Consider the following 26,995-nt stretch of genomic DNA (forward strand, 5'->3'; position numbering starts at 1 on the left):
AAAAACGAACCATGAACAAAACTTTCAAAATATATGCTGTAATTTTCATCGTTGTGATGGTTATTCTGGCGTTGCTTGAAGTTAACAAAAAAGAAACCACAGACTGGCGTAAAAACTTTGATCTTGATGAAAAGTCTCCTTTCGGTCTGTTTGTTTTTAATAATGAGGCCAAGGCTCTTTTTAAAAACAATCTGAAAAAAATTGAGCAGACTCCTTACGAATACTACAATCAGCATAAAAAGGGAGCTCACAATATTGTCGTTATAGAAAATAAGATCGACGGGGAATCATGGAAAAAAATTCTTGACCAGGTATCAGCAGGCTCTGATGCAATGCTGATCGTAGGGCGAAGTATGCCTAAAGAAATTTCAGACAATATCGGATACTATGATTCTGATATTTCTTTTGAAGAAGAAAATGTACTGAAATTTACCGATAAAAAATATCAGAATGATTTTATTAAATTAGATAAATTCCCATCCGGAAGAGGATTTTCATTGATAAAACCCGGCGTTGAAATACTGGGAAAAACAGTAGAGAGAAAAAATACGGACCAGGCCAACTTTATTAAAGTGAAGTATGGAAAAGGAACAGTGTATGTTCACTGTGAACCTCTTTTTCTGACCAATTATTATCTTTTGAAGCCAGGAAATGTCAAATATACACAGGATGTTTTCTCTTATCTTCAGGACAGGGAGACTGTCTGGTTTGTGCCAAGCAATAGCAAAGCTTCCCGTTTCTTTATGAGATTTGTATTGTCAAATCCTGCGTTGAAATATGCATGGTGGGTGTTCCTCGGCGGGCTTATTCTTTTTATATTCTTTAATGCCAAAAGGAAACAGAGAGTAGTACCGGTTATAGAGCCTTTGAGGAATACCTCTCTAGATTTTGTAAAGAGTATTGGGAATTTATATCTTCAGGAGGGGGATTTTCATGATATGATGGCAAAGAAAGCTCAATATTTCCTGAATAAAGTGAGATTGGACCTGCTTATCGATACCCAGAATCTGGATTCTGAGTTTGCAAAAAAACTGCATCTCAAGACAGGAAAAACAATAGAAATGATCGACGAGGCCATAGAGCTTATTAAAAAAGCACAGGACCCGTATGCAAGCGTAATGAAAGAAGATCTGGCCAAGATGAATAAAGTGCTTGACGGGATTTTCAAATAAAGCAATAAGAGAGTCCCAACGGGACGATTTAATAAAAAGATAGAACGAAGTCCTATCGAAAAACCCAAAGATAAAAATTATGGAAAACCTTGATAACCCAAATATAGAAAATCAAAGCTCTATACAGCTTGATAAAAGTGAAGAACAGTTTCAGTCAAGAATAGATATGATTGAACTCCGCGCAGGTTTAGACAAAGTAAAAACTGAAATCGCCAAGGTTATTGTTGGGCAGGAGAATATGATTGAGCACCTTCTTGCAGCATTATTGTCAAACGGGCATGTATTGATTGAAGGGGTTCCGGGAGTGGCCAAAACGATTACAGCCAAACTCCTGGCCAAAACAATTGATGTAGGTTTCAGCAGAATTCAGTTTACCCCTGATCTTATGCCTTCCGATATTTTGGGAACGTCTGTTTTCAGTGTGAAAAATTCTGAATTTGAATTTAAGAAAGGACCTGTTTTTTCCAATTTCATTTTAATTGATGAGATCAACAGATCTCCGGCTAAAACACAGTCCGCTTTGTTTGAAGTCATGGAAGAAAGACAGATTACCATGGATGGCAGCCGCTATATTATGGAAGAGCCATTTCTTGTAGTCGCTACGCAAAACCCGATAGAGCATGAAGGAACTTATAGGCTTCCGGAAGCTCAGTTAGACCGTTTTCTATTTAAGATCAATGTAGGATATCCTAATCTTGAACAGGAAATAGCCATCATCAGAAATCAGCACGAAAGTAAAAAAGAAGACAAAACAGAAGGGGTAAATCCGGTGATCACAGCCGAACAGCTGAAAAAATACCAGCATTTGGTAAAAGAGATCATTGTGGAATCCCAGCTGATGGAATATATTGCCAAAATTATCATCAATACCAGAGAAAACCAGTTTTTATACCTGGGAGCTTCACCAAGAGCCTCACTGGCACTTCTTACTGCTTCAAAAGCATTTGCAGCATTGAGAGGGAGAGATTTTGTCACTCCGGAAGACATCAAGGAAGCAAGTTATGCTGTTTTAAGGCATAGAGTCATCGTTTCTCCGGAAAGAGAAATGGAAGGCCTTACAGCAGATGAAATTATCCGTCAAATTTTAGAAGGAATAGAAATTCCTAGATAGATAGCAGATGGCAGGTAATAGATGGTCATAGAAATGAATTTTAATTACAGCACACTATATATGGCAAATTTTAAAGACCTTAGTGGAACCCCAATTGATTATTTCTAAGAATCTTAATTTTTTAAACGAATCAAATTATTCAAAACCAAGCAACGAAATTATAGAAATATCAAAAATGCTCAACGGCTTAATTAACTCTCTACAGTGATTATGATTGAGATAAAGCTAATAAACGTTCACCTAAAACCTATAATCTGCGAGCTGCAACCTAACCCATGAAAAACTTATACATCAATACACGTTTCTTTTTTACACTCATTGGAGTGGGAATCCTGTATGTTCTTGCATTTTTCTTTCCGGCTCTGATGTGGGAAGCCCATATTGTGCTGTTGATATGTTTTCTTGCAGTAATGGTGGATTACTTACTTATTTTTAATCAAAAAAATGCATTACAGGCTCAGAGGATCCTGCCGGAAAAACTTTCCAATGGAGACGAAAACTTTGTCAAGATTGATATTAAGAACAATTACAGCTTTAAAATTACAGCGAAAATTATAGATGAAATCCCGTTTCAGTTTCAGAAAAGAGATTTTTTAATTGAAAAACAGATCATTGCCGGCGGAAATTCTTTCTTTCAGTACACGTTGGAACCTAAAGAAAGAGGGGAGTATCATTTCGGGAATCTGAATGTCTATGTTTCTTCGCCTTTGGGATTTGCTGCCAAAAGATTCACCTTCCAGAAAGATGCTATGCTTCCTTCCTATCCATCTTTTGTTCATCTTAGAAAATATGAACTGATGGCGCTGCAGAGTGAATTTCTGCTGGGAGGAATCAGGAAAATCAGAAAACTGGGACATACAATGGAATTTGAACAGATCAAAGATTATGTTCCCGGAGATGATATCAGAACAATCAACTGGAAAGCGACTTCCAAGGCCAATCGCTTAATGGTCAATCAATTCCAGGATGAAAGATCACAGCGTATTTTCATCCTGATCGATAAAGGCAGAACCATGAAGATGCCTTTCAACGGATTAAGCCTGTTGGATTATTCCATCAATGCGGCCATGGCATTGTCCCATATTATTTTAAGGAAAGGAGACCGGGCCGGAATGATGACCTTTTCAAAAAAAGCAGAAAACAAAATTGCGGCGGATAACAAATCAGGACAGCTGAAAAAAATCTCTGAAGCTCTATACAATAGTAAAACAGATTTCTTTGAAAGTGATTTCAATAGGTTATATCAGGATGTAAAATACTCTCTTAACCAAAGAAGTTTGATTCTGCTTTTTACCAATTTTGAAACCCTGGATGGCTTAAACCGCCAGCTGAAATATCTGCGTGGTATTGCCAAAAACCATCTACTGGTCGTTGTATTTTTTAAAAACGCAGAGCTGCAGAGCCTCGTGAATAAAAATCCGGAGAATATGCAGGAAATATATGATGAAATCGTCGCTGAAAAATTTGAATTTGAGAAGAAGCTGATTATTCAGGAACTTCGCAAATACGGAATTTATACTGTATATACTCTCCCTGAGAATTTGAATATTGATGTTATCAATAAATATTTGGAGATAAAAGCGAGAGGAATTTTATAACTTTGTATAAGCAATAAGCAATAAGCAATAAGCAATAAGCAATAAGCAATAAGCAATAAGCAATAAGCAATAAGCAATAAGCAATAAGCAATAAGCAATGAAAATTACACTTAACAGAATAAACGACGACTTTTTATTTGAATGTACAAATGCTCAGGGAAATTCTATCCTTTTGGACAATACTTCCCAACCGGGAGCTAAAGGTGTTTCACCAATGGAAAGTGTATTGATGGCAGTCGCCGGTTGCAGCGGAATTGATGTCATTTCTATTTTAAAGAAACAGCGTCAGGAAATTACAGGTTTTCAGGCAGAAGTAGAAGGAGAAAGAATTCCTGTAGATGATGCCAAACCTTTTAAGTCTATCAATGTCAAATTTCTTTTGGAAGGAGAAATTGATCCTAAAAAAGCACTAAAGGCAGCGGAACTTTCTTTTGAAAAATACTGTTCCGTATCAAAAACGTTAGAACCGAACGTAGAAATCGGATATGAAGTATATGTAAACGGAGAAAAAATTTAATCTCTTATTTAAAAATAGAAAAAGCCGGATGATTCATCCGGCTTTTTTATTACTCATTGCTGATTATTCATTACTTATTTAGAATGTCAGTCTTGGTTTTATCAGTTTTGCCACAGTGGCGGTCCATCCGGTCTGATGGGATGCCCCTACACCCCGGCCGTTATCACCATGGAAATATTCAAAGAAGGTGATATAATCTTTGAAATGTTCATCATAATTGAATGTTGGGTTTCCTCCGTTGAAAGCCCGCTGTCCGTTTTCATCTTTTAAGAAGATAGAGCAGAGCCTTTTACTGATATTCTGCGCCACTTCATCAAGGTTTCTTTTGTCGCCGCTTCCGGTTGGATATTCTACTTTCAGACTGTTTCCATAATAGTAATGAAAACGCTGTAAACTTTCCACGATCAGGAAATTAATGGGAAACCAGATCGGACCACGCCAGTTGCTGTTTCCCCCAAACATTCTGCTGTCACTTTCCGCAGGAGTATAATACACTACATTTTCCTTTCCGTGAGTGGAGAATACGAACGGGTTTTCTTCATATACCTTAGACATGGCACGAATTCCATATGTGCTTAAAAACTCTTTTTCATCAAGCATTCTGGTCAATACCTTGGTAAGCCTGTTTTTACGGAGGATACTCATTAAATGCTTTCTCCCTTGTCCCTCTTCATCCCAATGAGAAACCAGCTTGGTCAGTTCCGGCTTGTTTTTTAATATCCATTCCATTCTTTCCCGGAAATTGGGCATTTTTTCCAGTAATCTGTGATCAACGATTTCAACAGCAAACATAGGGATAAGGCCTACGATACTTCTTAACCGCAGAGAGACGCTGTCCCCGTTTCCAAGTTGAAGAACATCATAGAAAAATCCGTCTTCCTCATTCCATAAACCTTTGGTTCCTTCTCCCAGATTTTCCATAGCTTCAGCGATATAGAGATAATGTTCAAAAAACTTGATCGCCATATCTTCATACACCTGGTAATATTGGGCAAGTTCCATCGCAATCCGCATCATATTCAATGCATACATTGCCATCCAGCTTGTTCCGTCTGCCTGTTCCAGATGCTGTCCGTCTTTTAAAACCATATTCCGGTCAAAAGCACCAATATTATCAAGACCGAGAAAACCTCCTCCGAAAATATTTTTACCATTTTTATCCTTTCGGTTAACCCACCAGGTGAAATTGAGGAGAAGTTTCTGAAAAACTTTCTCCAGGAATAGCAGGTCCGGTTTTCCGTTATTTTTTTCATCAATTTTAAAAACCCTGAAGCAGGACCATGCATGTACAGGCGGATTTACATCACTCATATTCCATTCATAGGCAGGAAGCTGCCCATTAGGGTGCATATACCACTCTTTGGTCAGCAGCAGCAGTTGTCCTTTGGCAAATTCCGCATCAATGATAGAGAAGGGAACACAATGAAATGCAAGATCCCAGGTTGCATACCAGGGATATTCCCATTTGTCAGGCATAGAAATAATGTCCTTATTGTGGAGATGGTTCCACTCCGTATTTCTTACATACTCATTAAAATTTCTCGGCGCTTCAAAATTCGGATCTCCTTTCAGCCATTTTCCGATATTATAATGATAGAACTGTTTATTCCATAGAAGTCCGGCAAAGGCTTGCCTTTGAACGTTTCTTTCATCTTCATTGGTCGTATCGCTCTGAATTTCATTATAGAACTCTTCTGCTTCATTTTTTCTGATACTGAATATTTCATCAAACCTTTCAAAAGGCTCATCTGCATCATCAGGACATAATCGGAAATCAAAAGTTCTGGATTGTCCGCTCCCAATAAGCTCATCAATAAGGAAACATGCCTTGGTCCCTCTTTTTTCCGGGTTTACAGTGTTCCCTCTATAGATAATGAAATCATTAATTCCATCTTTGAAATAAGAGTTTTCAGTTTTTGGGGCCCCATAAAGCTTCGGGGTATTTGTTTCATTTTCACAGAATACACTTTGTGTATTTGGGTTTCTTGAATACAGCTTCTTGACCGAAATGCTGTCATGGTCAATATGAATACTTCCGTCATGGGATGCATGCATTTCCGCTTTATAGGTATTGTAACCCCATTTCCAGTTGTTTCTGAACCATGCGGTAGGCGCCACTACAATGGGAGCATCCTGTTGGCTCCTGTTACAGACGGTAACCCTGATCAGGATATCATTATGGTCTGCTTTGCAGTATTCCATGAAAATATCGAAATACTCATTATGATCGAAAATTCCGGTATCAAAAATTTCATACTCAGTATCCTTTTTGCTGCGTCTTCCGTTTTCAGTAACAAGCTCATCATAAGGAAACTCATTGATCGGATACTTGTACACCATTTTCATATAACTATGAGTAGGGGTATTATCCAGATAATAAAAAATTTCTTTGATATCTTCACCGTGATTTCCCTGCGGGTTGCTGAGACCAAAGAAACGCTCCTTTACCATTTTATCTTTCTTATTCCAAAATGAAAAAGCGAAGCAGAAAAGCTGTTTTACATCAGAAATTCCGGCAATACCTTCTTCGCCCCAGCGGTAGGCGTAACTTTCTGCGTTATTATGATTGGTGTAGTTCCATGCATTTCCGTTCGGACTGTAATCTTCACGCACATTTCCCCACTGCCGGTTGCTTACATAAGGTCCCCAGTTTTTCCATTTGGAATCTTGTAATCTTTCTTTTTCGGCGGTCATATGTCATCATTTTTCCATACGAAGTTAGTTTTTTTGGAAAAAAATTCCAATTCTTTCCATCTGAAGAATCCTTAATATAGCTTTGAAATGCTTGTGCTATGGGATTTTTTAAATATTAAAATAATTTTTTTTTAAAATTAAAAGAAAAGAACTACCTTTGCAGCATTCGTTCATTCAAATATTGAAAATGTTATCAAGAAAGGTTGAGGGATTAGACCCTGCGAAACCTTAGCAACCCTTTACGGAAGTAAAGAAGGTGCTACGTTCTACCAAAATTATTTTGGACAGATAACTTACTGAAGTTCTTTTCAGCCATTTCCTGTGGCATTTTCAATTGTATTAAAATAATAGAATTGAAAACAGAACTAAACTATATTAATCTTTCGTATCAGACTTATTCCCAAAAGGAATATCATATCCCGTTAAGCTATGAGCTTTTCGGGAAAGCCCTGTTTACAGCACCCATTATCCTGATTAATCATGCTTTAACCGGCAACTCAAAGGTATCCGGAGAGAAAGGCTGGTGGAAACATCTCATTGGGGAAGATCAGGTGATTGATACAAAAAAGTACACTGTTCTTTGTTTCAATATTCCGGGGAATGGATATGATCATTTTTTAATTGAAGACTATGAAGACTTCACGCCTTCAGATATTGCCAATATATTTCTGCAGGGACTTGAAGCTTTGCATATCAAAAAGCTGTATGCTGTTATCGGAGGCTCTTTAGGAGGAGGGATCGCCTGGGAAATGCTTGCCAAGCAGCCGGATCTCGCAGAAATATTTATTCCCATAGCCTGTGATTACAGAACACACGACTGGCTTCATGCCCAATGTCTGGTTCAGAAATTTTTATTGAATGATAAAGATGAACCATTACAGAAAGCCAGAATCCATGCCATGCTGTGTTATAGAACTCCACAGTCACTCAATGACAGATTTCAAAACCAATATAATCAGGAGAAACAGCGCCTGGAATCAGAAGACTGGTTAATTTATCACGGTAATGCACTAAACGAAAGGTTTAGTTTAAAAGCTTACAAGCTGATGAATCATCTCCTGATGAATATAAATGCTGATAAAACGACACTGGAGAACCTACAGGCACGAATGCACATGATCTCCGTAGATACAGACTTATTCTTTCCGGCTTCTGAAATCCGGATGTGTTTTGAAAATTTAAAAGAGAAAAATAAGAATGTTTCATACCACGAGATCCAGTCTATACACGGGCATGATGCCTTCCTAATGGAGTACAAACAATTAAATAATATCATAAAAAATATCTTATAGAGTAATGAAAAACGCTAACGAAATAAAATTTTTGAAGAACAGATCAATCATCAAATTTGAAGGAGAAGATTTCCTTGGAGAAATCGGAATTGACGGACGGATTTTTAAAGCACTTACTTTAGCGCGTATCAGTGTAGGGGTTATTTCTCAACAAGCCATAGAGAACGGCATTTCCATATTGGTTCATGAGAATGATGCAGAAAAAGCTGTAGCTTGTCTTATTGATGAGTTTGAACCAGAAAGAAAGTCAGGAAAGGTTTCCCAGATTTACAGCATCAATAACGTTTCCGTATTAGGATTCGTAGCGGAAGATTTCAATAAAGTGCTTGCCGAGCTGGGCCGGAACAATGTATTCCCATTGCTTTTGAACCAGGTGGCAGGAGAAAACAGAGTGAATATTGTAGTCACATCTTCACAGGATGAGAAAACCAGAAATATTTTGGAGTCTGAGATTTTCAAAAAACCAAAAACAGTTCATTTGGCAATTATCGGTCATGGGAACGTTGGAAAAACATTAATCGAACAGGTTTTGGAATCTTCTGAAGAAATTAAGAGACGTAAAAAAATCGATCTTAAAGTAGTGGCTGTTGCTAATTCAAAGAAAATAGCCTTCAATAAAAAAGGGTTTGATGCTAACTGGACCGATGAGGTTGTGGCAGCAGAGCACCCTTCAAATGTACAGGAACTGATCAGGTTCTCTAATGAAAATCAATTGGAAAACCTGATTGTTGTGGATAACACGGCAAGTAAAGACTTTGTTAAAAACTATCATGCCTTAGCAGAAAACGGATTTGATCTGGTTTCTTCCAACAAGATCTTTAACACCCTTCCTATTGAAGAATACCGCAAACTAAGGTATACGTTGAGTAAAAATAACAGACGCTATCTTTATGAAACTAATGTAGGAGCCGGCCTTCCATTGATTGACACCATCAAATTATTACACCTTTCAGGAGAAAATATTACAAGAATTAAAGGCGTTTTTTCAGGTTCCTTAAGCTATATCTTCAATAATTTCTCTGTAAGAAATGACCAATTTTCTACAGTTATAGGAGAAGCAATGGATAAAGGATATACAGAGCCGGACCCTCGCGAAGACCTTTCAGGAAATGATGTAGCAAGAAAACTTTTGATTTTGGCAAGAGAGCTGGATCTGATCAATGAGTTCCAGGATATCAATATTCAGAACCTGATCCCTGAAAACCTTCTTTCCGTGGATAAAAATGAATTTATTTCAAGATTGGCAGAACTTGATGAAGAATATCAGAAGATCAAAGAAAATCAGGAGCCGGGACATGTCCTTCGTTATGTGGGAGATTTACATGGAAATCTTCAGGAAGAAAAAGGGCAGCTTGATGTGAAGCTGGTTTCCGTACCGGGAAGTTCAGCACTGGGACAATTGAAAGGTTCAGATTCAATCTTTGAGATCTATACAGAGAGCTATGGTGAAAATCCAATTGTTATTATGGGTGCCGGAGCCGGAGCTCAGGTAACGGCGAGAGGGGTTTTCGGTGATATTTTAAGAGTAAGTGAAACCAAATAATTGTACAAACTAAAATGCATAATGTATCGATGATTACTTTGGGAGATCGATACATTGTTAGACTAATTAAAACGATATGGAAAATTTTGAAACATCAGCAATAAGAACGCAAACTGAAAGAACTCAGTTTGACGAGCATTCCACACCTTTATATCTTACCTCCAGTTTTATTTTTCAGGATGCTGAAGATATGAGGGCAAGCTTTGCAGAAGAAAAGCCTAAAAACCTGTACAGCCGTTTCTCTAATCCGAATGTCACAGAGTTTACAGAGAAGATTGCAAAAATGGAAGGTGCGGAAGCTGGATATGCGTTTGCAACAGGAATGGCCGCTATTTATTCCACCTTTGCTGCATTATTGAGTGCGGGAGATCATATTGTAAGCTGTCAGTCGGTTTTCGGATCAACCCACACTTTGTTTACCAAGTATTTCCCAAAATGGAATATTGAAACAACTTACTTCAAAGCTGAAGATGCAGAGAATGTTGAAAAATATATTAAACCCAATACAAAGGTTTTATACCTGGAAACTCCTACCAATCCTGCCATTGAAATCCTGGATCTGGAATTTTTCGGACAGATTGCGAAAAAACATCATCTGATCTTTATTGTAGATAATTGTTTTGCAACACCTTATCTTCAGCAGCCGATCAAATATGGTGCAGATATTGTTGTACATTCAGCAACGAAATTGATTGACGGACAGGGACGTGTTTTAGGAGGAATTGCAGTAGGAAAAGAAGACCTGATCAGAGAAATTTATCTTTTCGCAAGGAATACAGGACCTGCTTTATCTCCTTTCAATGCCTGGGTATTATCAAAAAGCCTGGAAACACTGGCAATTCGTGTGGAAAAACACTGTGAAAATGCATTGAAAGTAGCAGAATTTTTGGAAAACCATCCGAATGTAGAGCTGGTAAAATACCCATTCCTGAAATCCCACCCGAGTTATGATGTTGCTAAAAAACAGATGAAGCTTGGAGGAAATATCGTTGCTTTTGAAATTAAAGGCGGAATAGAAGGCGGAAGAAGTTTCTTAGATAAGATACAAATGTGTTCGCTGTCTGCCAATTTAGGGGATACAAGAACGATCGTTACCCATCCGGCATCTACAACACACTCCAAACTGTCAGATGAAGAAAGAAACGAAGTAGGCATTACAGCAGGATTGGTTCGTTGTTCAGTAGGTTTAGAAAATGTGGATGACATTATTGCAGATCTGAAACAGGCTTTAGATTAAATTCAACAGGAACGGGCTTTAACCCGTTTTGATGATCAAAATATTCAACGGCTTTAGCCAAAATAGATAAAAATGAAAAATTCAGAACAATTATATAAAGCTTTATCAGAAAGAATCTTAATTCTTGATGGTGCCATGGGAACAATGCTTCAGAGATATAAATTTGAGGAAGAAGATTACCGTGGGGAACGGTTCAAAGATTGGGAACATCCGGTAAAGGGAAATAATGACCTGCTTTCTTTAACACAACCTCACGCCATTGAAGAAGTACACAAGAAATATCTGGAAGCAGGAGCCGATATCATTGAGACCAATACATTTTCAGGAACGACAATCGCCATGGCGGATTATCATATGGAAGAACTCGTCTATGAGCTGAACTATGAGTCTGCAAAGATTGCCCGAAAAGCCTGCGACGAATACACCGCAAAAAATCCGGATAAACCAAGGTTTGTAGCAGGATCTATCGGCCCTACCAACAGAACGGCAAGTTTAAGCCCTGATGTAAACGACCCCGGATACAGAGCGATCACTTTTGAAGAATTGCGTTTCGCTTACAAGCAGCAGTGTGAAGCTTTGCTGGAAGGAGGTTCAGATATCCTTTTGGTAGAGACCATTTTTGATACGCTGAATGCCAAAGCAGCGCTGTTTGCCATTGATGAAATTCAGGATGAAAGAGGAATTGAAATCCCTATTATGGTTTCAGGGACCATCACAGATGCTTCAGGAAGAACATTAAGTGGACAGACCGCTGAGGCTTTTTTGATCTCCGTTTCCCATCTGAATTTGTTAAGTGTCGGATTCAACTGTGCATTGGGAGCCGATCAGCTGACACCTTATTTGGAAACATTGGCCCATAATTCAGAATTCTATGTTTCAGCCTATCCGAATGCAGGTTTACCGAATGCTTTCGGAAAGTATGATGAAACTCCCGAAGATATGGCCAGACAGATCAGAGAATATGTGGAAAAAGGATTGATCAATATTATCGGGGGATGCTGTGGGACCACTCCGGAACATATCAAAGCAATTGCTGATCTTGTAGAAAGGTATGAGCCAAGAAAATTGAAGAAATTTGTGTGATTTGATAGATTTTTTTAATTAAAAGCAATAATGAGGACTAGGTTATAAATATTATCTTTAAGTAAACCACAAAATTTAATATAATGGAAAAGCCGAGTTACTTAAAAGATTCAGATGATGCTAAGCTGTTTAATGAACTAAGAAAGAAAGTGAACCAACGGATAGAAGCAATTCCTGAAAACAGGGATATTTATATTCAGATCAAGGCGGTTATGCTGCCGTTAATCTATTTGAGCTTATACCTTGTTGCTGTTTTCAATGCAGAAAGGTCCTGGGTTTATGTGCTGAGTTTTGTATCAATGGGAATTTTTCTGGTTTTGATTTATTTAAACCTGATTCATGAAGCAGCCCATAACAATATCTACAAAAGTAAGAGACTGAACGGGATCGTGTTGAACATTTTTGATTTTGTAGGTGCTAATTCCTATATCTGGAAGAAAAGACATATTGCCAGTCATCATGCTTATCCCAATGTGGATGGATGGGATACGGATATTGAGCAGAGTGGTTTGTTGCTGATCGTACCATGGATCAAAGCAAAGGGAGTTCAGAAGTATCAGCACAGATTTTTCTTTTTAGTATATCCGTTGTATTTATTCAACTGGATGTTTATAAGAGATTTTAGAGACTTCTTTGATAAGGAAAGAGTGATTTTAAAAACCCAGGGAAGAATACCTGTTATAGAAAAAGTAAAAATGGTGAGTTATAAACTGTTCTATTTCTTTTATCAGATTGTGGTTCCTGTCTGGTTCTTTAAAGTATCCATTGGGTTGGCTTTGGGAGCGTGGTTTTTACAGGTAATTTCAGCGAGTATTTTTGCATTGTTTGTTTTATTGCCTCTGCATCCGCTCCCTGATAATGCTTTTCCAAGATTAAATGAGAAAAACGGGCTTCCGTTCAGCTGGCTTCGTCACCAGTTGGAGGTGACCAATGATTTAAAAGAAAATAATTGGGTGGTAAGAAACGTGTTGGGAAATTTCAATTTCCATGTTGCCCATCATCTGTTTCCAAACTATAGCTACATGTATTATAATGAGATCACAGAGGAAATCGAAGAATTTGCTAAAGAACATGGCTTGGCTTATAAAAGATTTCCATTGGTAACTGCTCTAGGCAAGCACAGAGATTTATTGAGGCAGAATGCCAATAATGCCTATTATATTTTAGAAGAATAAAATTGATGAAATATTTAAGATTATCAGGCCTTGAGCCTCTTATCATAACACCGGAGAGTAATTTCATCAACGTTGGTGAAAGAACCAATGTTGCCGGCTCCAAAAAATTTTTAAGACTAATTAAAGAGGAAAAATTCTCTGAAGCATTAGATATTGCCCGCCATCAGGTAGAAGGAGGTGCTCAGATTCTGGATGTCAACTTCGACGACGGACTGATTGACGGAAAAGCGTCCATGATCAAATTTCTGAACTTAATTGCTTCCGAACCCGATATCGCAAGAATTCCCATTATGGTCGATTCTTCCAAATGGGAGATCCTTGAAGCGGGTCTTCAGGTAGCACAAGGGAAATGTGTGGTGAATTCTATCAGCCTAAAAGAAGGAGAACAGGAGTTTATCAAACATGCAAAAGCGATCAAGAGATATGGAGCAGCAGTGATCGTCATGGCATTTGATGAGGTAGGGCAGGCTGACAGTCTTGAACGAAGAATCGAAATTTCAAAACGGTCTTATGATATTCTGGTCAACCAGATCGGATTCCCGGCAGAAGATATCATTTTCGACTTAAATATTTTCCCGGTTGCTACGGGGATGGATGAGCACAGAAAAAATGCCATCGACTTTATCGAGGCGACACGATGGGTAAGACAAAATCTTCCCTATGCCTCTGTAAGTGGGGGAGTAAGCAATGTTTCCTTTTCATTCCGTGGAAATGATACGGTAAGAGAAGCTATGCACTCTGTATTTCTTTATCATGCTATTCAGGCAGGGATGAATATTGGTATTGTAAACCCGGCAATGCTGGAGGTGTATGATGAAATCAATAAGGAACTGCTGGAACGGGTAGAGGATGTTATCCTGGATAGAAGAGAAGATGCTACGGAAAGGCTGCTTGATTATTCAGAAAAACATAAATCGGTAAAGAAAGAAAAAACCGAAGACTTAGAATGGAGAAATAATCCATTGCAGGAACGGATTACTTATGCATTGGTAAAAGGGATTGACCGTTTTATTGAAGAAGATGTGGAAGAAGCAAGGCAATTGGCTGCAAAACCGCTTCATGTCATTGAAGTTAATCTGATGACCGGAATGGGCGTGGTAGGAGACTTGTTCGGAAGTGGAAAAATGTTCCTGCCGCAGGTTGTAAAATCGGCAAGGGTAATGAAAAAGGCAGTTGCTTATTTACAGCCTTATATTGAAGCAGAAAAAGACGGTTCCAAGCCAGCCAACGGGAAGATCTTAATGGCTACCGTAAAAGGCGATGTTCATGATATCGGTAAAAATATTGTGAGCGTGGTTCTTGGCTGTAACAATTATGAGATCGTAGACCTTGGCGTAATGGTTCCTGCAGAAAAGATTATTCAGACTGCGATTGAAGAAAAAGTAGATGTGATTGGATTAAGCGGGTTGATTACCCCGAGTCTGGATGAAATGGTCTATATCGCTTCGGAGTTGGAAAGACAAAATTTAGATTTTCCTTTATTGATTGGTGGTGCAACGACTTCAAAAGCCCATACTGCAGTGAAAATCGATTTAAAATATAAAAATGCAGTCGTTCACGTCAATGATGCTTCCAGAGCTGTAAATGTGGTAAGTTCATTGCTGGGAGACCGAAACAAAGAATATGTGTCAGATTTAAAAAATGACTATTCGGATTTCAGAGAAAAGTTCCTGAACAGACAGGTGGATAAAGATTATGTATCCATTCAAGAAGCCCGAGAAAATCATTTTACAATAGATTGGGAAAATGAAGAGATCTTTACTCCGAATAATGTGGGGATTAAAGTGATCGAAGATCAGGATCTGAATGAACTTGTTCCGTTTATCGACTGGTCACCATTTTTCAGAAGCTGGGATTTACACGGAAAATATCCTAATATCTTGGAAGATGAGGTAGTAGGCGTTCAGGCTAAAGAATTATTCAAAGATGCCCAGGTTATTCTGAAGAGGATTTTGGATGAAAAGCTATTAACAGCCAAAGCTATTTTTGGGATTTTTAAAGCCAATTCCAATGAATCAGATGATATTCTGATCTTGGATGAGAATAATAATGAGCAGGCTAAATTTTTAACCTTAAGACAGCAGGCCCAAAGATCAAAAGGAAAAGAATATCTGGCCTTAAGTGATTTTATTGCCCCTCAAAACTCAGGGAAAACCGATTATATGGGAGCATTTTGTGTGACCACAGGCTTTGGAACAGATGAATTGTCCGGTGAATATGAAAAAGCCCATGATGATTACAACTCCATCATGGTAAAAGCATTGGCAGACCGTTTTGCTGAGGCCTATGCCGAATTTTTACATAAAAAAGTGAGAACGGAATACTGGGGATATGCCAATCAGGAAAGTTTAAGCAATGAAGAATTAATTGCTGAAAAGTACAAAGGAGTCCGCCCTGCTCCGGGCTATCCGGCTTGTCCTGACCATCTGGAAAAGAAAACCATTTGGGATCTTTTAAAAGTAGAGGAAAACATCGGAGTTTACCTGACGGAAAGTCTGGCGATGTTTCCTACAGCTTCCGTTTCCGGGTATTATTTCGGAAGTCCGCACGCCAAATATTTCGGCTTGGGAAAAATTACAGAAGACCAGCTTAAGGATTATGCTGCCAGAAGAGGGTGTAGCCTCCAGGAAGCGAGAAAATGGTTGTCACCAAATTTAGCAGATTAAAATTGATATGAAGATAACAGAACACATTAAAAATGCAAATGGAAAAACTTTATTCTCCTTAGAAGTTGTTCCGCCACAGAAAGGAATCGGTATTGAAGACCTTTATACGAATATAGATCCGCTGATGGAATTCAAACCGCCATTCATTGATGTTACGACTTCAAGGGAAGAATATATCTATATCGACAAAGGAAATGGGCTGATGGAGCGGCGCATCACGAGAATGCGTCCGGGAACTTTGGGGATTTGTGCCGCCATCCAGCATAAATATAATGTGGATACAGTTCCTCATTTACTTTGTGGTGGCTTTACAAAAGAAGAAACAGAATATCTTTTGGTAGACTGTATGTATCTGGGAATAGAGAATATTATGGCTTTGAGGGGTGATGCCATGAAAGGACATCAGTATTTTGAACCTACACAGGGGGGACATGCCAGCGCAATGGACCTCGTACATCAGATCAATGACCTGGGTAGAGGAAAATATCTCCATAATGAGGATATGGTCTGTGACGATCTCAATAAATTCTGTATCGGTGTGGCCGGATATCCCGAGAAACATATGGAAGCGCCTTCCATGAACTATGATTTGAAATGGCTGAAACAGAAAGTGGATGCCGGAGCAGATTATATCGTTACCCAAATGTTTTTTGACAATAAAAAGTATATTGAATTCGTTCAGAAAGCAAGAGAGATGGGAATTACCGTTCCTATCATTCCCGGAATTAAACCCATTGCAACGAAAAAGCATCTGAAAATTCTGCCGCAGGTATTCAAAATAGATCTTCCGGAAGAACTGATCAGTGAAGTGGAAAATGCAAAAAATAATGAAGCTGTAAAGCAAATCGGAATAGAGTGGTCTATTGCCCAGTGCAGAGAACTTCTGGATTTTGGAGTTCCCGTTTTGCACTTCTACTCAATGGGGAAAAGCGATAATATTAAAAAAGTAGCCGGTGAGCTATTCTAATAAAAGTACCAAAAATGAAGAAACCCTGCCGTTCAAAGGCAGGGCTTTTATTTTATAGAACAGGATGTCTTTCAAATTCCTGATCCCGATCGAATAAGTAGCGGTAAGTTGCCAGTTTTCTGGTTACCGTTGTATCAAGCGTTTCCGCAATTTTGATCATCTTAGGATTGAAATCCCCAATCCACTGAAGCTCAGTCGTTGTAAAATCCGTATGCTTTCTCAGGTGCTGGGTGCCTTCCCAGATCATGTATCCGTCAATTCCTTTTTTTTGCCATTCGGGAACCACTCCAAACACAAGGCCGACCATTTTTTCATTCTTTTTAAATCGCTTGAGCAGCAAAAACTTCAGCTTTTCAAAAATTCCAAACTTCCCATTTAAATATTTAAACCATTGGTTCAGGTCCGGAAGATTGATCCACATCGCGATTGGTTTTTCATTTTCATATACAAACCACGAGATATGCTCATTGATGATAGGTTTCATGGTATTGAACATTTTCAGGACCTTGGCTTCCTCCAGCTGTTTCCCTTCCCCATGAGAAGCCCATGCTTTGTTATAAACCTCAGTAAAGTCTTTGGCAAACTTCTTCAGATTGTTTTTTTTCATAGGCTGGGCAGAAATAGCAGGATTTCTTCTGTTTTTTTCATGAGCAATGGTAAAAATCCTTGAAACTTCTGCGAAAACAGGTCTCGTAAAACAAAGTTGTTCAAAATAAATCTGAAAACCATAATTTTCAAAAAGTTCCCTGTAGTAAGGGAAATTGTAATTCATTGCAAATAAAGGCTCTATAAAACCTTCAATCAAAAGGCCCCAGAATTTATCCCGTTCTCCAAAATTAATAGGCCCGTCCATGGCTTCCATTCCTTTTTCCCGGAGCCAGTTTTTACAATGGTCAAAAATAAAATCAGCGGTCTGCTGGTCATGGATACAGTCGAAAAAACCAATCCCACCGGTAGGCTGCTTCTGCTGATAGCAGTTGTTCACAAACACAGCTACTTTACCAACCGTCTTATTGTTGTTTTTAAACAGAAACCTTTTACATTCACCATTCTTAAAGAATTTGTTCTTTTCAGGATCAAAGATCTCCTCAATATGTTGATCTAAAGGCCGGATATAATTTTTGTCGTGTTGATAAAGCTGAGCAGGGAATTCCAGAAATTCCCTTTTGTGTTCTTTGTTTTGTACTTCTTCGACAATAATCATAGACTTTTTAATCAGAGCAGGTTATAAAAGATAATGTTTTTCACCTCAATTGAAATAGATGAACAGATATTATCCGTATTTTTGCTGCAAATTAAATAAAAATGGTTGATTTTACTGATAACGACGATGATATTTTCACAGGAAAAGAACATACGCCTATAAGGGAAGATGCTTTTGATAAATCGCCACAGGAAAAAATAGAAAAAATTACTGAGCTTTTTGGGGAGATTATGGAAACATTGGGACTGGATATGACCGATGATTCTTTAAAGGATTCTCCAAAGCGTGTTGCCAAAATGTATGTGAACGAGATTTTCGGAGGACTTCTTCCGGAAAACAAACCGGGGATCTCTACTTTTTCAAATAAATATAAATACCGTCAGATGCTGGTGGAAAAAGATATCACCGTATATTCTTTTTGTGAACACCACTTTTTACCCATCATCGGGAGGGCACACGTTGCCTATATCTCAAACGGAGAGGTAATCGGTCTTTCTAAAATCAACAGGATTGTTGATTATTATGCGAAAAGACCACAGGTACAGGAAAGGCTTACCATGCAGATCGTAAATGCTTTGAAGGAAGCATTGGGAACAAAAGATGTAGCCTGTATTATTGATGCAAAACACCTTTGTGTCAACTGCAGAGGGATAAAAGATACGGCGAGCTCTACCATTACGGCAGAATTAAGTGGTATATTCAGAACGAACCCTATCACAAGACAGGAATTCTTACATTATGTAGGTAGCCATGCTAAACTCGATTATTAGTAAATGAACTACCAGATCCTTAAAAATACTATTGATGCTGAACTTCAGAGATTCCAAAATATATCTGAAGAAGAGTGGTCACTCAAAACTTCACCGGAAAAATGGTCTAAAAAAGAAATTATAGGCCATCTTTGTGACAGTGCTTTTACGAATATCCGTAGATTTGTAGTGACTCAATATAAGGAGAATGAGAATATTGTATATGATCAGAACATCTGGGTAAAAGCCCAGAACTATCAGAATGTTCCCACTGCAGATCTTATTGATCTGTGGAAGTCGCTGAACTATCAGATTGTTTATATCGTTGAAAATATTCCTGGTGATGCCTTACAGAGAACCTGCGATACAACCAAAACAGAACCTCAGGTTTTTACCCTGGAGTTTTTGATCAGGGATTATGTGGATCATCTGCACCATCATTTAAAAGCAATTTAATTATGATAAAATTTAAAAAAGTTTCAGATAAAATTTTCATCACAACGATTATTTGTTGTGACAGAATATTTTTTTAACTAATTTTTGAATCTTTTAATCATTAAATCTTTTAACTTACAATAAATGCAATTAAAAATATATAACTCGCTTACAGCGGAAAAAGAAATATTCAAACCTATTTTAGAAGGAAACGTAGGAATGTATGTCTGCGGACCTACGGTATACAGCAATGTACACTTGGGAAATGTAAGGACCTTTCTTTCCTTCGATTTTATCTACCGGACCTTAATGCATTTAGGGTATAAGGTGAGATACGTTAGAAATATTACGGATGCCGGGCACCTTACCGATGATGGAAATGTAGACAATGACAGATTCGTAAAACAAACCAGACTTGAAAAACTGGAACCTATGGAGATCGTACAAAAATATACGGTAGACTTCCATAAAGTTTTAGATATGTTCAATCTGCTTCCTCCGAATATTGAGCCCACAGCAACCGGTCATATCGTAGAACAGATAGAGCTGACCCAAAAATTAATTGAAAGAGGCTTTGCTTACGAAAGCAATGGATCAGTATATTTTGATGTATTGGAATATAACAAAAGAGGCCTGAACTATGGAGAACTTTCAAAACGGAATATAGAAGAGCTTTTTGCCAATACCCGTGATCTTGACGGCCAGGGCGAAAAGAAGAATCCTCAGGACTTTGCATTGTGGAAAAAAGCTTCTCCCGCCCACATTATGAGATGGAACTCTCCCTGGGGAGAAGGTTTTCCGGGATGGCATCTTGAATGTACGGCAATGAGTACAAAGTATCTAGGAGAAACCTTCGATATCCATGGAGGAGGAATGGACCTGAAATTCCCACACCATGAATGTGAAATAGCACAAGGAAAAGCTTGCAATGATGCAGCTCCTGTAAATTACTGGATGCATGCCAATATGTTGACAATGAACTCGCAGCGTATGAGTAAGTCTACAGGGAACTATATCCTTCCGATGCAGCTGGTGACCGGAGATAATGACTTCTTTGAAAAACCTTTCCACCCGTCAATTGTACGTTTCTGCTTCCTGCAGGCACATTACAGAAGTGTGCTGGATATTTCCAATGATGCCATGATCGCCAGTGAAAAAGGCTTTATCAGGCTGATGGAAGCTGTAAAAGTATTGAACTCAGTTACTCCAGACGATGAGAAACAGTCAGGTTTCAGCCTTGAAGAGTGGAAGAAGAAATGTTATGATGCTTTAACGGATGATTTTAATTCTCCCATTCTGATTGCCCACGTATTTGAAGCCGTGAAATATATCTTTGCTGTAAATGATGGCAAGGAAACCATTTCAACAGCAGATCTTGAAGAGTTGAAAACAACACTGAATGCCTTTATCTTTGATGTGTTAGGATTACAGACCGTTGAAGAAAACAACAATGAAAAGCTAGATCAGACATTAAAGGTTTTGATTGAATTGAGAAACCAGGCAAGAAAATCCAAAAACTTTGACCTTTCAGACCAGATCAGAGACAAACTGCTTGCTGAAGGAATCGAGTTGAAAGATGGAAGAGACGGAACATCCTATGTTCTGAACTAAAAATATAACTTCGTTTTATAACCATTCCGTAGGAGTCCCATACTTAGGATTCTTACGGAATGTTTTTTTTTGCCCGCCTGGGAAAATATATCTTCGTACATTATATATAGTATATAACACGAATGTTTCTTATGAGCTATTTCCTGCTCTCCATTTCTACTCCTCACGCCAACGCTCTTCCGACACTCACGCCCACCAACCCTCCCACGCAAGCTGCGGGGTAACCATTCCTATCAGGGCTAGGATTCCTGTCGATAATTTAAAATTCAATAGAAAAGGGCTTTATCCCGTTTAATAAAAACAAATCTTCCTTCCCTGGCTTTAGCCCAAACTTAAATAAAGAATGTTTGTTTTTAAAAAAGCTTCTGCTATTATATATGTATACCTTCCATTATACATTATACATTCCCTATTATTCATTTACCCATCCTCTCTCCCAAAAACACCCCTTTACCCTCCAACTCTCCAACTCTCGAACGCCCACAGCCCTCCCCTCAAACAAATGTTTAAAATTTTTCACTCTGCCATTCAGGGTTTTAGCAAAAAATGTTACGGGAATGTAAAATTTAAGTTAAATAAACTTGTTTGGTATGGTTAAGTTGGCTTACCTTTGCCCCACTGAAAACGAGAGAAGATCAGTAAGCGCAGAAGGGCTTTTAGATAAGCAGAAACGAAATACTTTAAGATAAGAAATCTACAAAAAACGTTTAAAACTTTTTTAAAATAAAAGTTGCGAAAGTGAAAAAGATTTGTATCTTTGCATTCCCAAATAAAGGGAGCGCAGAAGGAGTAGGGCTGAGGATTGGCGAAGGATTAAGGTTACAAAAAAACTTTAAAATTTTCTTCAAAAAGATTTGGTCAAATCGAAATAAAGTTTTACTTTTGCACTCGCAAATACGGAGCAACACAGACAGAAAGATTGCTTCGTTAAAAAGCGAAAGATATAAAGATCATTGACATACAATATAACAACCAAGTAAGGAAAAACTAAAGCGTCAAAACTTTGAGTGAGTCAGACAAACATACAATGGAGAGTTTGATCCTGGCTCAGGATGAACGCTAGCGGGAGGCCTAACACATGCAAGCCGAGCGGTAGAGATTCTTCGGGATCTTGAGAGCGGCGTACGGGTGCGGAACACGTGTGCAACCTGCCTTTATCAGGGGGATAGCCTTTCGAAAGGAAGATTAATACCCCATAATATATTAATTGGCATCAATTGATATTGAAAACTCCGGTGGATAGAGATGGGCACGCGCAAGATTAGATAGTTGGTGAGGTAACGGCTCACCAAGTCTGCGATCTTTAGGGGGCCTGAGAGGGTGATCCCCCACACTGGTACTGAGACACGGACCAGACTCCTACGGGAGGCAGCAGTGAGGAATATTGGACAATGGGTGAGAGCCTGATCCAGCCATCCCGCGTGAAGGACGACGGCCCTATGGGTTGTAAACTTCTTTTGTATAGGGATAAACCTAGATACGAGTATCTAGCTGAAGGTACTATACGAATAAGCACCGGCTAACTCCGTGCCAGCAGCCGCGGTAATACGGAGGGTGCAAGCGTTATCCGGATTTATTGGGTTTAAAGGGTCCGTAGGCTGATGTGTAAGTCAGTGGTGAAATCTCACAGCTTAACTGTGAAACTGCCATTGATACTGCATGTCTTGAGTGTTGTTGAAGTAGCTGGAATAAGTAGTGTAGCGGTGAAATGCATAGATATTACTTAGAACACCAATTGCGAAGGCAGGTTACTAAGCAACAACTGACGCTGATGGACGAAAGCGTGGGGAGCGAACAGGATTAGATACCCTGGTAGTCCACGCCGTAAACGATGCTAACTCGTTTTTGGGCTTTCGAGTTCAGAGACTAAGCGAAAGTGATAAGTTAGCCACCTGGGGAGTACGAACGCAAGTTTGAAACTCAAAGGAATTGACGGGGGCCCGCACAAGCGGTGGATTATGTGGTTTAATTCGATGATACGCGAGGAACCTTACCAAGGCTTAAATGGGAATTGACAGGCTTAGAAATAGGCTTTTCTTCGGACAATTTTCAAGGTGCTGCATGGTTGTCGTCAGCTCGTGCCGTGAGGTGTTAGGTTAAGTCCTGCAACGAGCGCAACCCCTGTCACTAGTTGCCATCATTAAGTTGGGGACTCTAGTGAGACTGCCTACGCAAGTAGAGAGGAAGGTGGGGATGACGTCAAATCATCACGGCCCTTACGCCTTGGGCCACACACGTAATACAATGGCCAGTACAGAGGGCCGCTACACAGTGATGTGATGCAAATCTCGAAAGCTGGTCTCAGTTCGGATTGGAGTCTGCAACTCGACTCTATGAAGCTGGAATCGCTAGTAATCGCGCATCAGCCATGGCGCGGTGAATACGTTCCCGGGCCTTGTACACACCGCCCGTCAAGCCATGGAAGTCTGGGGTACCTGAAGTCGGTGACCGTAACAGGAGCTGCCTAGGGTAAAACAGGTAACTAGGGCTAAGTCGTAACAAGGTAGCCGTACCGGAAGGTGCGGCTGGAACATCTCATTTTAGAGCGTCATTAGACGATAAACAAAATTAGTATCGCAAGATACAAGTACTTACTTAAAGAGAAGCTTTAGTTTTTTGTTTGGTTGGTTATATTAACAATACAACACCCACTAGAAATTAGTAAAAGGGATTGAGACGAGAGGCAAGATAAAAGAAGAAGATCAGTCTGATATCTAATATCTGAAATCTGTTAGTCTAACAGACAGTCTCGTAGCTCAGCTGGTTAGAGCGCTACACTGATAATGTAGAGGTCGGCAGTTCGAGCCTGCCCGAGACTACTAATTATAAGACGGGAAGATATAAGATGCTAGAGCTCAGATTTTAAAAGTCTGAAATCTAAGATCTGACATCTGAAGTCTACTAGAGGGGGAATTAGCTCAGCTGGCTAGAGCGCCTGCCTTGCACGCAGGAGGTCAAGGGTTCGACTCCCTTATTCTCCACCATCATAGATGGTTTATTTTTAAAAAAGCAAATAGAGCCAAAAACAATATTTGCGAATTAAATCAGAAATAGAATTAAGATCATTGACATTAACGGTAAAGACATCACAAAGAGAAAACCGAGCGCATAAAGCGCTTGAGTAACCAATAGGAAAGAAATCGTTAAGGGCGTATGGCGGATGCCTAGGCTTTCAGAGGCGACGAAGGACGTGGTAAGCTGCGAAAAGCTGCGGGGATTGGCACACACGAATTGATCCGCAGATATCCGAATGGGGCAACCCGGCATGTTGAAGACATGTCACCTCGCAAGAGGAGCAAACCCGGAGAACTGAAACATCTAAGTACCCGGAGGAAAAGAAATCGAAGAGATTCCGTAAGTAGTGGCGAGCGAAAGCGGATTAGCCCAAAAGCTTTTATATGTTTAATAGAATGTTCTGGAAAGAACAGCCGTAGCGGGTGATAGCCCCTTATATGAAAGGCATATTTAAGTGATAAATGAGTAGGGCGGGACACGTGAAATCCTGTCTGAATATGGGGGGACCATCCTCCAAGGCTAAATACTCCTGAAAGACCGATAGTGAACAAGTACTGTGAAGGAAAGGTGAAAAGCACTTCGAATAGAAGGGTGAAATAGAACCTGAAACCGTACGCCTACAAGCGGTCGGAGCAGCGTAATGCTGTGACGGCGTGCCTTTTGCATAATGAGCCTACGAGTTAATTTTACTAGCGAGGTTAAGGTATTAAGTACCGGAGCCGGAGCGAAAGCGAGTCTGAATAGGGCGTATAGTTAGTAGGATTAGACGCGAAACCTTGTGATCTACCCATGGGCAGGTTGAAGCTCTGGTAACACAGAGTGGAGGACCGAACCGGTTGACGTTGAAAAGTCTTCGGATGACCTGTGGGTAGGGGTGAAAGGCCAATCAAACTGGGAGATAGCTCGTACTCTCCGAAATGCATTTAGGTGCAGCGTCGTATATAAGTTTATTAGAGGTAGAGCTACTGATTGGATGCGGGGGTTTCATCGCCTACCAATTCCTGACAAACTCCGAATGCTAATAAATGTTCTACGGCAGTGAGGGCATGGGTGCTAAGGTCCATGTCCGAGAGGGAAAGAACCCAGACCAACAGCTAAGGTCCCCAAATATATGTTAAGTTGAAACAACGCGGTTGGACTGCATTGACAGCTAGGATGTTGGCTTGGAAGCAGCCATTCATTTAAAGAGTGCGTAACAGCTCACTAGTCGAGCGGTCCGGCATGGATAATAATCGGGCATAAACATATTACCGAAGCTATGGATTTATATTTTAGATATATCTGGTAGGAGAGCATTCTATTTGCGCAGAAGCATTACTGTGAGGTATTGTGGAGCGGATAGAAAAGAAAATGTAGGCATAAGTAACGATAAAGCAGGCGAGAAACCTGCTCACCGAAAGACCAAGGCTTCCTCAGCCATGCTAATCAGCTGAGGGTTAGTCGGGACCTAACGCGAACCCGAAAGGGGTAGTGGATGGACAATGGGTTAATATTCCCATACTTGCTCACACTAAAAAGGGGACGGAGTGCCGTACTTACTGGAGACTGACGGAATAGTCAAGGCCTAGCCTTCGGGCGAAGCTGCTGTAGGGAAAGTGCTTCCAAGAAAAGCCGAAGTGAAGCAACCCGTACCAAAACCGACACAGGTGGTCGAGGAGAGAATCCTAAGGTGCTCGAGTGAGTCGTGGCTAAGGAACTAGGCAAAATAGTCTCGTAACTTCGGAAGAAGAGACGCCATCAGCAATGGTGGCCGCAGTGAAGAGGCCCAGGCGACTGTTTATCAAAAACACAGGACTCTGCTAAATCGAAAGATGCTGTATAGGGTCTGACACCTGCCCGGTGCTGGAAGGTTAAGGAAGGTGCTTAGGGTTAAACCGAAGGCATTAACTGAAGCCCCAGTAAACGGCGGCCGTAACTATAACGGTCCTAAGGTAGCGAAATTCCTTGTCGGGTAAGTTCCGACCTGCACGAATGGTGTAACGATCTGGGCACTGTCTCAGCCACGAGCTCGGTGAAATTGTAGTATCGGTGAAGATGCCGATTACCCGCAATGGGACGAAAAGACCCTGTGAACCTTTACTATAACTTCGTATTGACTTTGAGTAAGTAATGTGTAGGATAGGTGGGAGGCTTAGAAGCATGCACGCTAGTGTTTGTGGAGCCGACGTTGAAATACCACCCTTTACTTACTTGGAGCCTAACTTCTTTTAGAAGGACATTGCGTGGTGGGTAGTTTGACTGGGGTGGTCGCCTCCAAAAGAGTAACGGAGGCTTTCAAAGGTACCCTCAGCACGCTTGGTAACCGTGCGTAGAGTGTAATGGCATAAGGGTGCTTGACTGTGAGACCAACAAGTCGATCAGGTGCGAAAGCAGGACATAGTGATCCGGTGGTTCCGTATGGAAGGGCCATCGCTCATAGGATAAAAGGTACTCCGGGGATAACAGGCTAGTCTCCCCCAAGAGCTCACATCGACGGGGAGGTTCGGCACCTCGATGTCGGCTCGTCACATCCTGGGGCTGGAGAAGGTCCCAAGGGTTGGGCTGTTCGCCCATTAAAGTGGCACGCGAGCTGGGTTCAGAACGTCGTGAGACAGTTCGGTCTCTATCTATTGCGGGCGTTAGATGTTTGAGAGGGCTTGATTCTAGTACGAGAGGACCGAATTGAACAAACCTCTGGTGTATCAGTTGTACCGCCAGGTGCACCGCTGAGTAGCTACGTTTGGAAGAGATAAGCACTGAAAGCATATAAGTGCGAAACTCGCCTCAAGATGAGACATCTTTTAAGGGTCGTTGTAGATGACGACGTTGATAGGCTACAGGTGTAAAGACAGTAATGTCATAGCCGAGTAGTACTAATTACCCGTAGATTTATAGTCTATGGTTGCTTTTATAAACCAAGTGCTTTATGCGCAATGAAGGTTTTGTC

17 protein-coding genes, 2 tRNA genes, 2 rRNA genes and 1 riboswitch are annotated in these 26,995 nt (G+C 40.0%); of the genes, 19 read left to right on the forward strand and 2 right to left on the reverse strand.

The window, feature by feature from the left end; translation table 11 throughout:
* The first annotated feature begins 11 nt into the window (after window positions 1-11).
* The 5 genes from MUW56_RS13015 (at window position 12) to MUW56_RS13035 (ending at window position 4,398) form a co-directional block, all read left to right on the forward strand.
* Window positions 12-1,172 carry a hypothetical protein gene (locus tag MUW56_RS13015; protein WP_292013588.1) on the forward strand — a complete coding sequence of 387 codons (1,161 nt, stop codon included), beginning with the start codon at window positions 12-14 and terminating at the stop codon, window positions 1,170-1,172.
* Window positions 1,173-1,251: 79 nt separating this feature from the next.
* Window positions 1,252-2,283: a MoxR family ATPase gene (locus MUW56_RS13020; protein ID WP_292013589.1), complete on the forward strand. Its 1,032-nt coding sequence runs from the start codon at window positions 1,252-1,254 to the stop codon at window positions 2,281-2,283.
* Window positions 2,284-2,365: 82 nt separating this feature from the next.
* On the forward strand, window positions 2,366-2,491 hold the full coding sequence (locus MUW56_RS13025; RefSeq protein ID WP_292013590.1) for a four helix bundle protein: 126 nt from the start codon (window positions 2,366-2,368) through the stop codon (window positions 2,489-2,491).
* A 67-nt stretch (window positions 2,492-2,558) separates the two neighbouring features.
* Window positions 2,559-3,881, forward strand: coding sequence for a DUF58 domain-containing protein (locus MUW56_RS13030; RefSeq protein ID WP_292013591.1), 1,323 nt, complete (start codon window positions 2,559-2,561; stop codon window positions 3,879-3,881).
* A 97-nt stretch (window positions 3,882-3,978) separates the two neighbouring features.
* The gene (locus MUW56_RS13035) at window positions 3,979-4,398 is read left to right on the forward strand and encodes an OsmC family protein (RefSeq protein WP_292013592.1); all 420 of its coding nucleotides are present in this window, start codon (window positions 3,979-3,981) and stop codon (window positions 4,396-4,398) included.
* A gap of 78 nt (window positions 4,399-4,476) precedes the next feature.
* On the opposite strand, the gene MUW56_RS13040 is transcribed toward MUW56_RS13035, so the two are convergent.
* Complete coding sequence (locus tag MUW56_RS13040; RefSeq protein WP_292013593.1) at window positions 4,477-7,092, reverse strand: glucosidase; 2,616 nt, start codon at window positions 7,090-7,092, stop codon at window positions 4,477-4,479.
* Between the two features lie 187 nt (window positions 7,093-7,279).
* Window positions 7,280-7,387, forward strand: a riboswitch (SAM riboswitch).
* A 58-nt stretch (window positions 7,388-7,445) separates the two neighbouring features.
* Here MUW56_RS13040 and MUW56_RS13045 point away from each other — a divergent pair.
* From MUW56_RS13045 to metF, 7 genes are all read left to right on the forward strand, one after another.
* Window positions 7,446-8,384 carry an alpha/beta fold hydrolase gene (locus MUW56_RS13045; RefSeq protein ID WP_292013594.1) on the forward strand — a complete coding sequence of 313 codons (939 nt, stop codon included), beginning with the start codon at window positions 7,446-7,448 and terminating at the stop codon, window positions 8,382-8,384.
* Window positions 8,385-8,388: 4 nt separating this feature from the next.
* The gene (locus MUW56_RS13050) at window positions 8,389-9,927 is read left to right on the forward strand and encodes an NAD(P)-binding domain-containing protein (protein ID WP_292013595.1); all 1,539 of its coding nucleotides are present in this window, start codon (window positions 8,389-8,391) and stop codon (window positions 9,925-9,927) included.
* 76 nt (window positions 9,928-10,003) lie between these two features.
* Window positions 10,004-11,164, forward strand: coding sequence for an O-succinylhomoserine sulfhydrylase (locus MUW56_RS13055; protein WP_292013596.1), 1,161 nt, complete (start codon window positions 10,004-10,006; stop codon window positions 11,162-11,164).
* Window positions 11,165-11,236: 72 nt separating this feature from the next.
* Window positions 11,237-12,247 (forward strand): homocysteine S-methyltransferase family protein, encoded by a 1,011-nt coding sequence (locus tag MUW56_RS13060; protein WP_292013597.1) that lies wholly within the window; start codon window positions 11,237-11,239, stop codon window positions 12,245-12,247.
* Between the two features lie 83 nt (window positions 12,248-12,330).
* Window positions 12,331-13,422: a fatty acid desaturase gene (locus tag MUW56_RS13065; RefSeq protein ID WP_292013598.1), complete on the forward strand. Its 1,092-nt coding sequence runs from the start codon at window positions 12,331-12,333 to the stop codon at window positions 13,420-13,422.
* 5 nt (window positions 13,423-13,427) lie between these two features.
* A complete protein-coding gene (gene metH, locus MUW56_RS13070; RefSeq protein ID WP_292013599.1) occupies window positions 13,428-16,088 on the forward strand; it encodes a methionine synthase in 2,661 nt (886 codons plus the stop codon).
* A gap of 7 nt (window positions 16,089-16,095) precedes the next feature.
* Entirely contained in the window at window positions 16,096-17,055 is a 960-nt protein-coding gene (metF, locus tag MUW56_RS13075; protein WP_292013600.1) for a methylenetetrahydrofolate reductase [NAD(P)H], read from the forward strand.
* Window positions 17,056-17,107: 52 nt separating this feature from the next.
* Here the strand turns inward: metF and MUW56_RS13080 are convergent, their stop codons facing one another.
* On the reverse strand, window positions 17,108-18,259 hold the full coding sequence (locus MUW56_RS13080; protein ID WP_292013601.1) for a hypothetical protein: 1,152 nt from the start codon (window positions 18,257-18,259) through the stop codon (window positions 17,108-17,110).
* Window positions 18,260-18,360: 101 nt separating this feature from the next.
* Here MUW56_RS13080 and folE point away from each other — a divergent pair, with 101 nt between their 5' ends.
* The 7 genes from folE to MUW56_RS13115 all read left to right on the forward strand — a co-directional run bounded on the left by folE (window position 18,361) and on the right by MUW56_RS13115 (window position 26,945).
* Window positions 18,361-19,029: a GTP cyclohydrolase I FolE gene (gene folE / locus MUW56_RS13085; RefSeq protein WP_292013602.1), complete on the forward strand. Its 669-nt coding sequence runs from the start codon at window positions 18,361-18,363 to the stop codon at window positions 19,027-19,029.
* 3 nt (window positions 19,030-19,032) lie between these two features.
* On the forward strand, window positions 19,033-19,464 hold the full coding sequence (locus tag MUW56_RS13090; protein ID WP_292013603.1) for a DinB family protein: 432 nt from the start codon (window positions 19,033-19,035) through the stop codon (window positions 19,462-19,464).
* A gap of 123 nt (window positions 19,465-19,587) precedes the next feature.
* The gene (gene cysS, locus MUW56_RS13095) at window positions 19,588-21,054 is read left to right on the forward strand and encodes a cysteine--tRNA ligase (RefSeq protein ID WP_292013604.1); all 1,467 of its coding nucleotides are present in this window, start codon (window positions 19,588-19,590) and stop codon (window positions 21,052-21,054) included.
* 1,024 nt (window positions 21,055-22,078) lie between these two features.
* Window positions 22,079-23,595: ribosomal RNA gene (locus tag MUW56_RS13100) — 16S ribosomal RNA — on the forward strand.
* A gap of 204 nt (window positions 23,596-23,799) precedes the next feature.
* Window positions 23,800-23,873 (forward strand) — tRNA-Ile (locus MUW56_RS13105).
* Window positions 23,874-23,961: 88 nt separating this feature from the next.
* A tRNA-Ala gene (locus tag MUW56_RS13110) sits at window positions 23,962-24,038 on the forward strand.
* 149 nt (window positions 24,039-24,187) lie between these two features.
* Window positions 24,188-26,945: ribosomal RNA gene (locus MUW56_RS13115) — 23S ribosomal RNA — on the forward strand.
* Together the 16S and 23S rRNA genes with 2 tRNA genes alongside form the textbook arrangement of a ribosomal RNA operon.
* Window positions 26,946-26,995: the final 50 nt, after the last annotated feature.

The sequence above is a fragment of the Chryseobacterium sp. genome (assembly GCF_022869225.1).
Classification (GTDB): domain Bacteria; phylum Bacteroidota; class Bacteroidia; order Flavobacteriales; family Weeksellaceae; genus Chryseobacterium.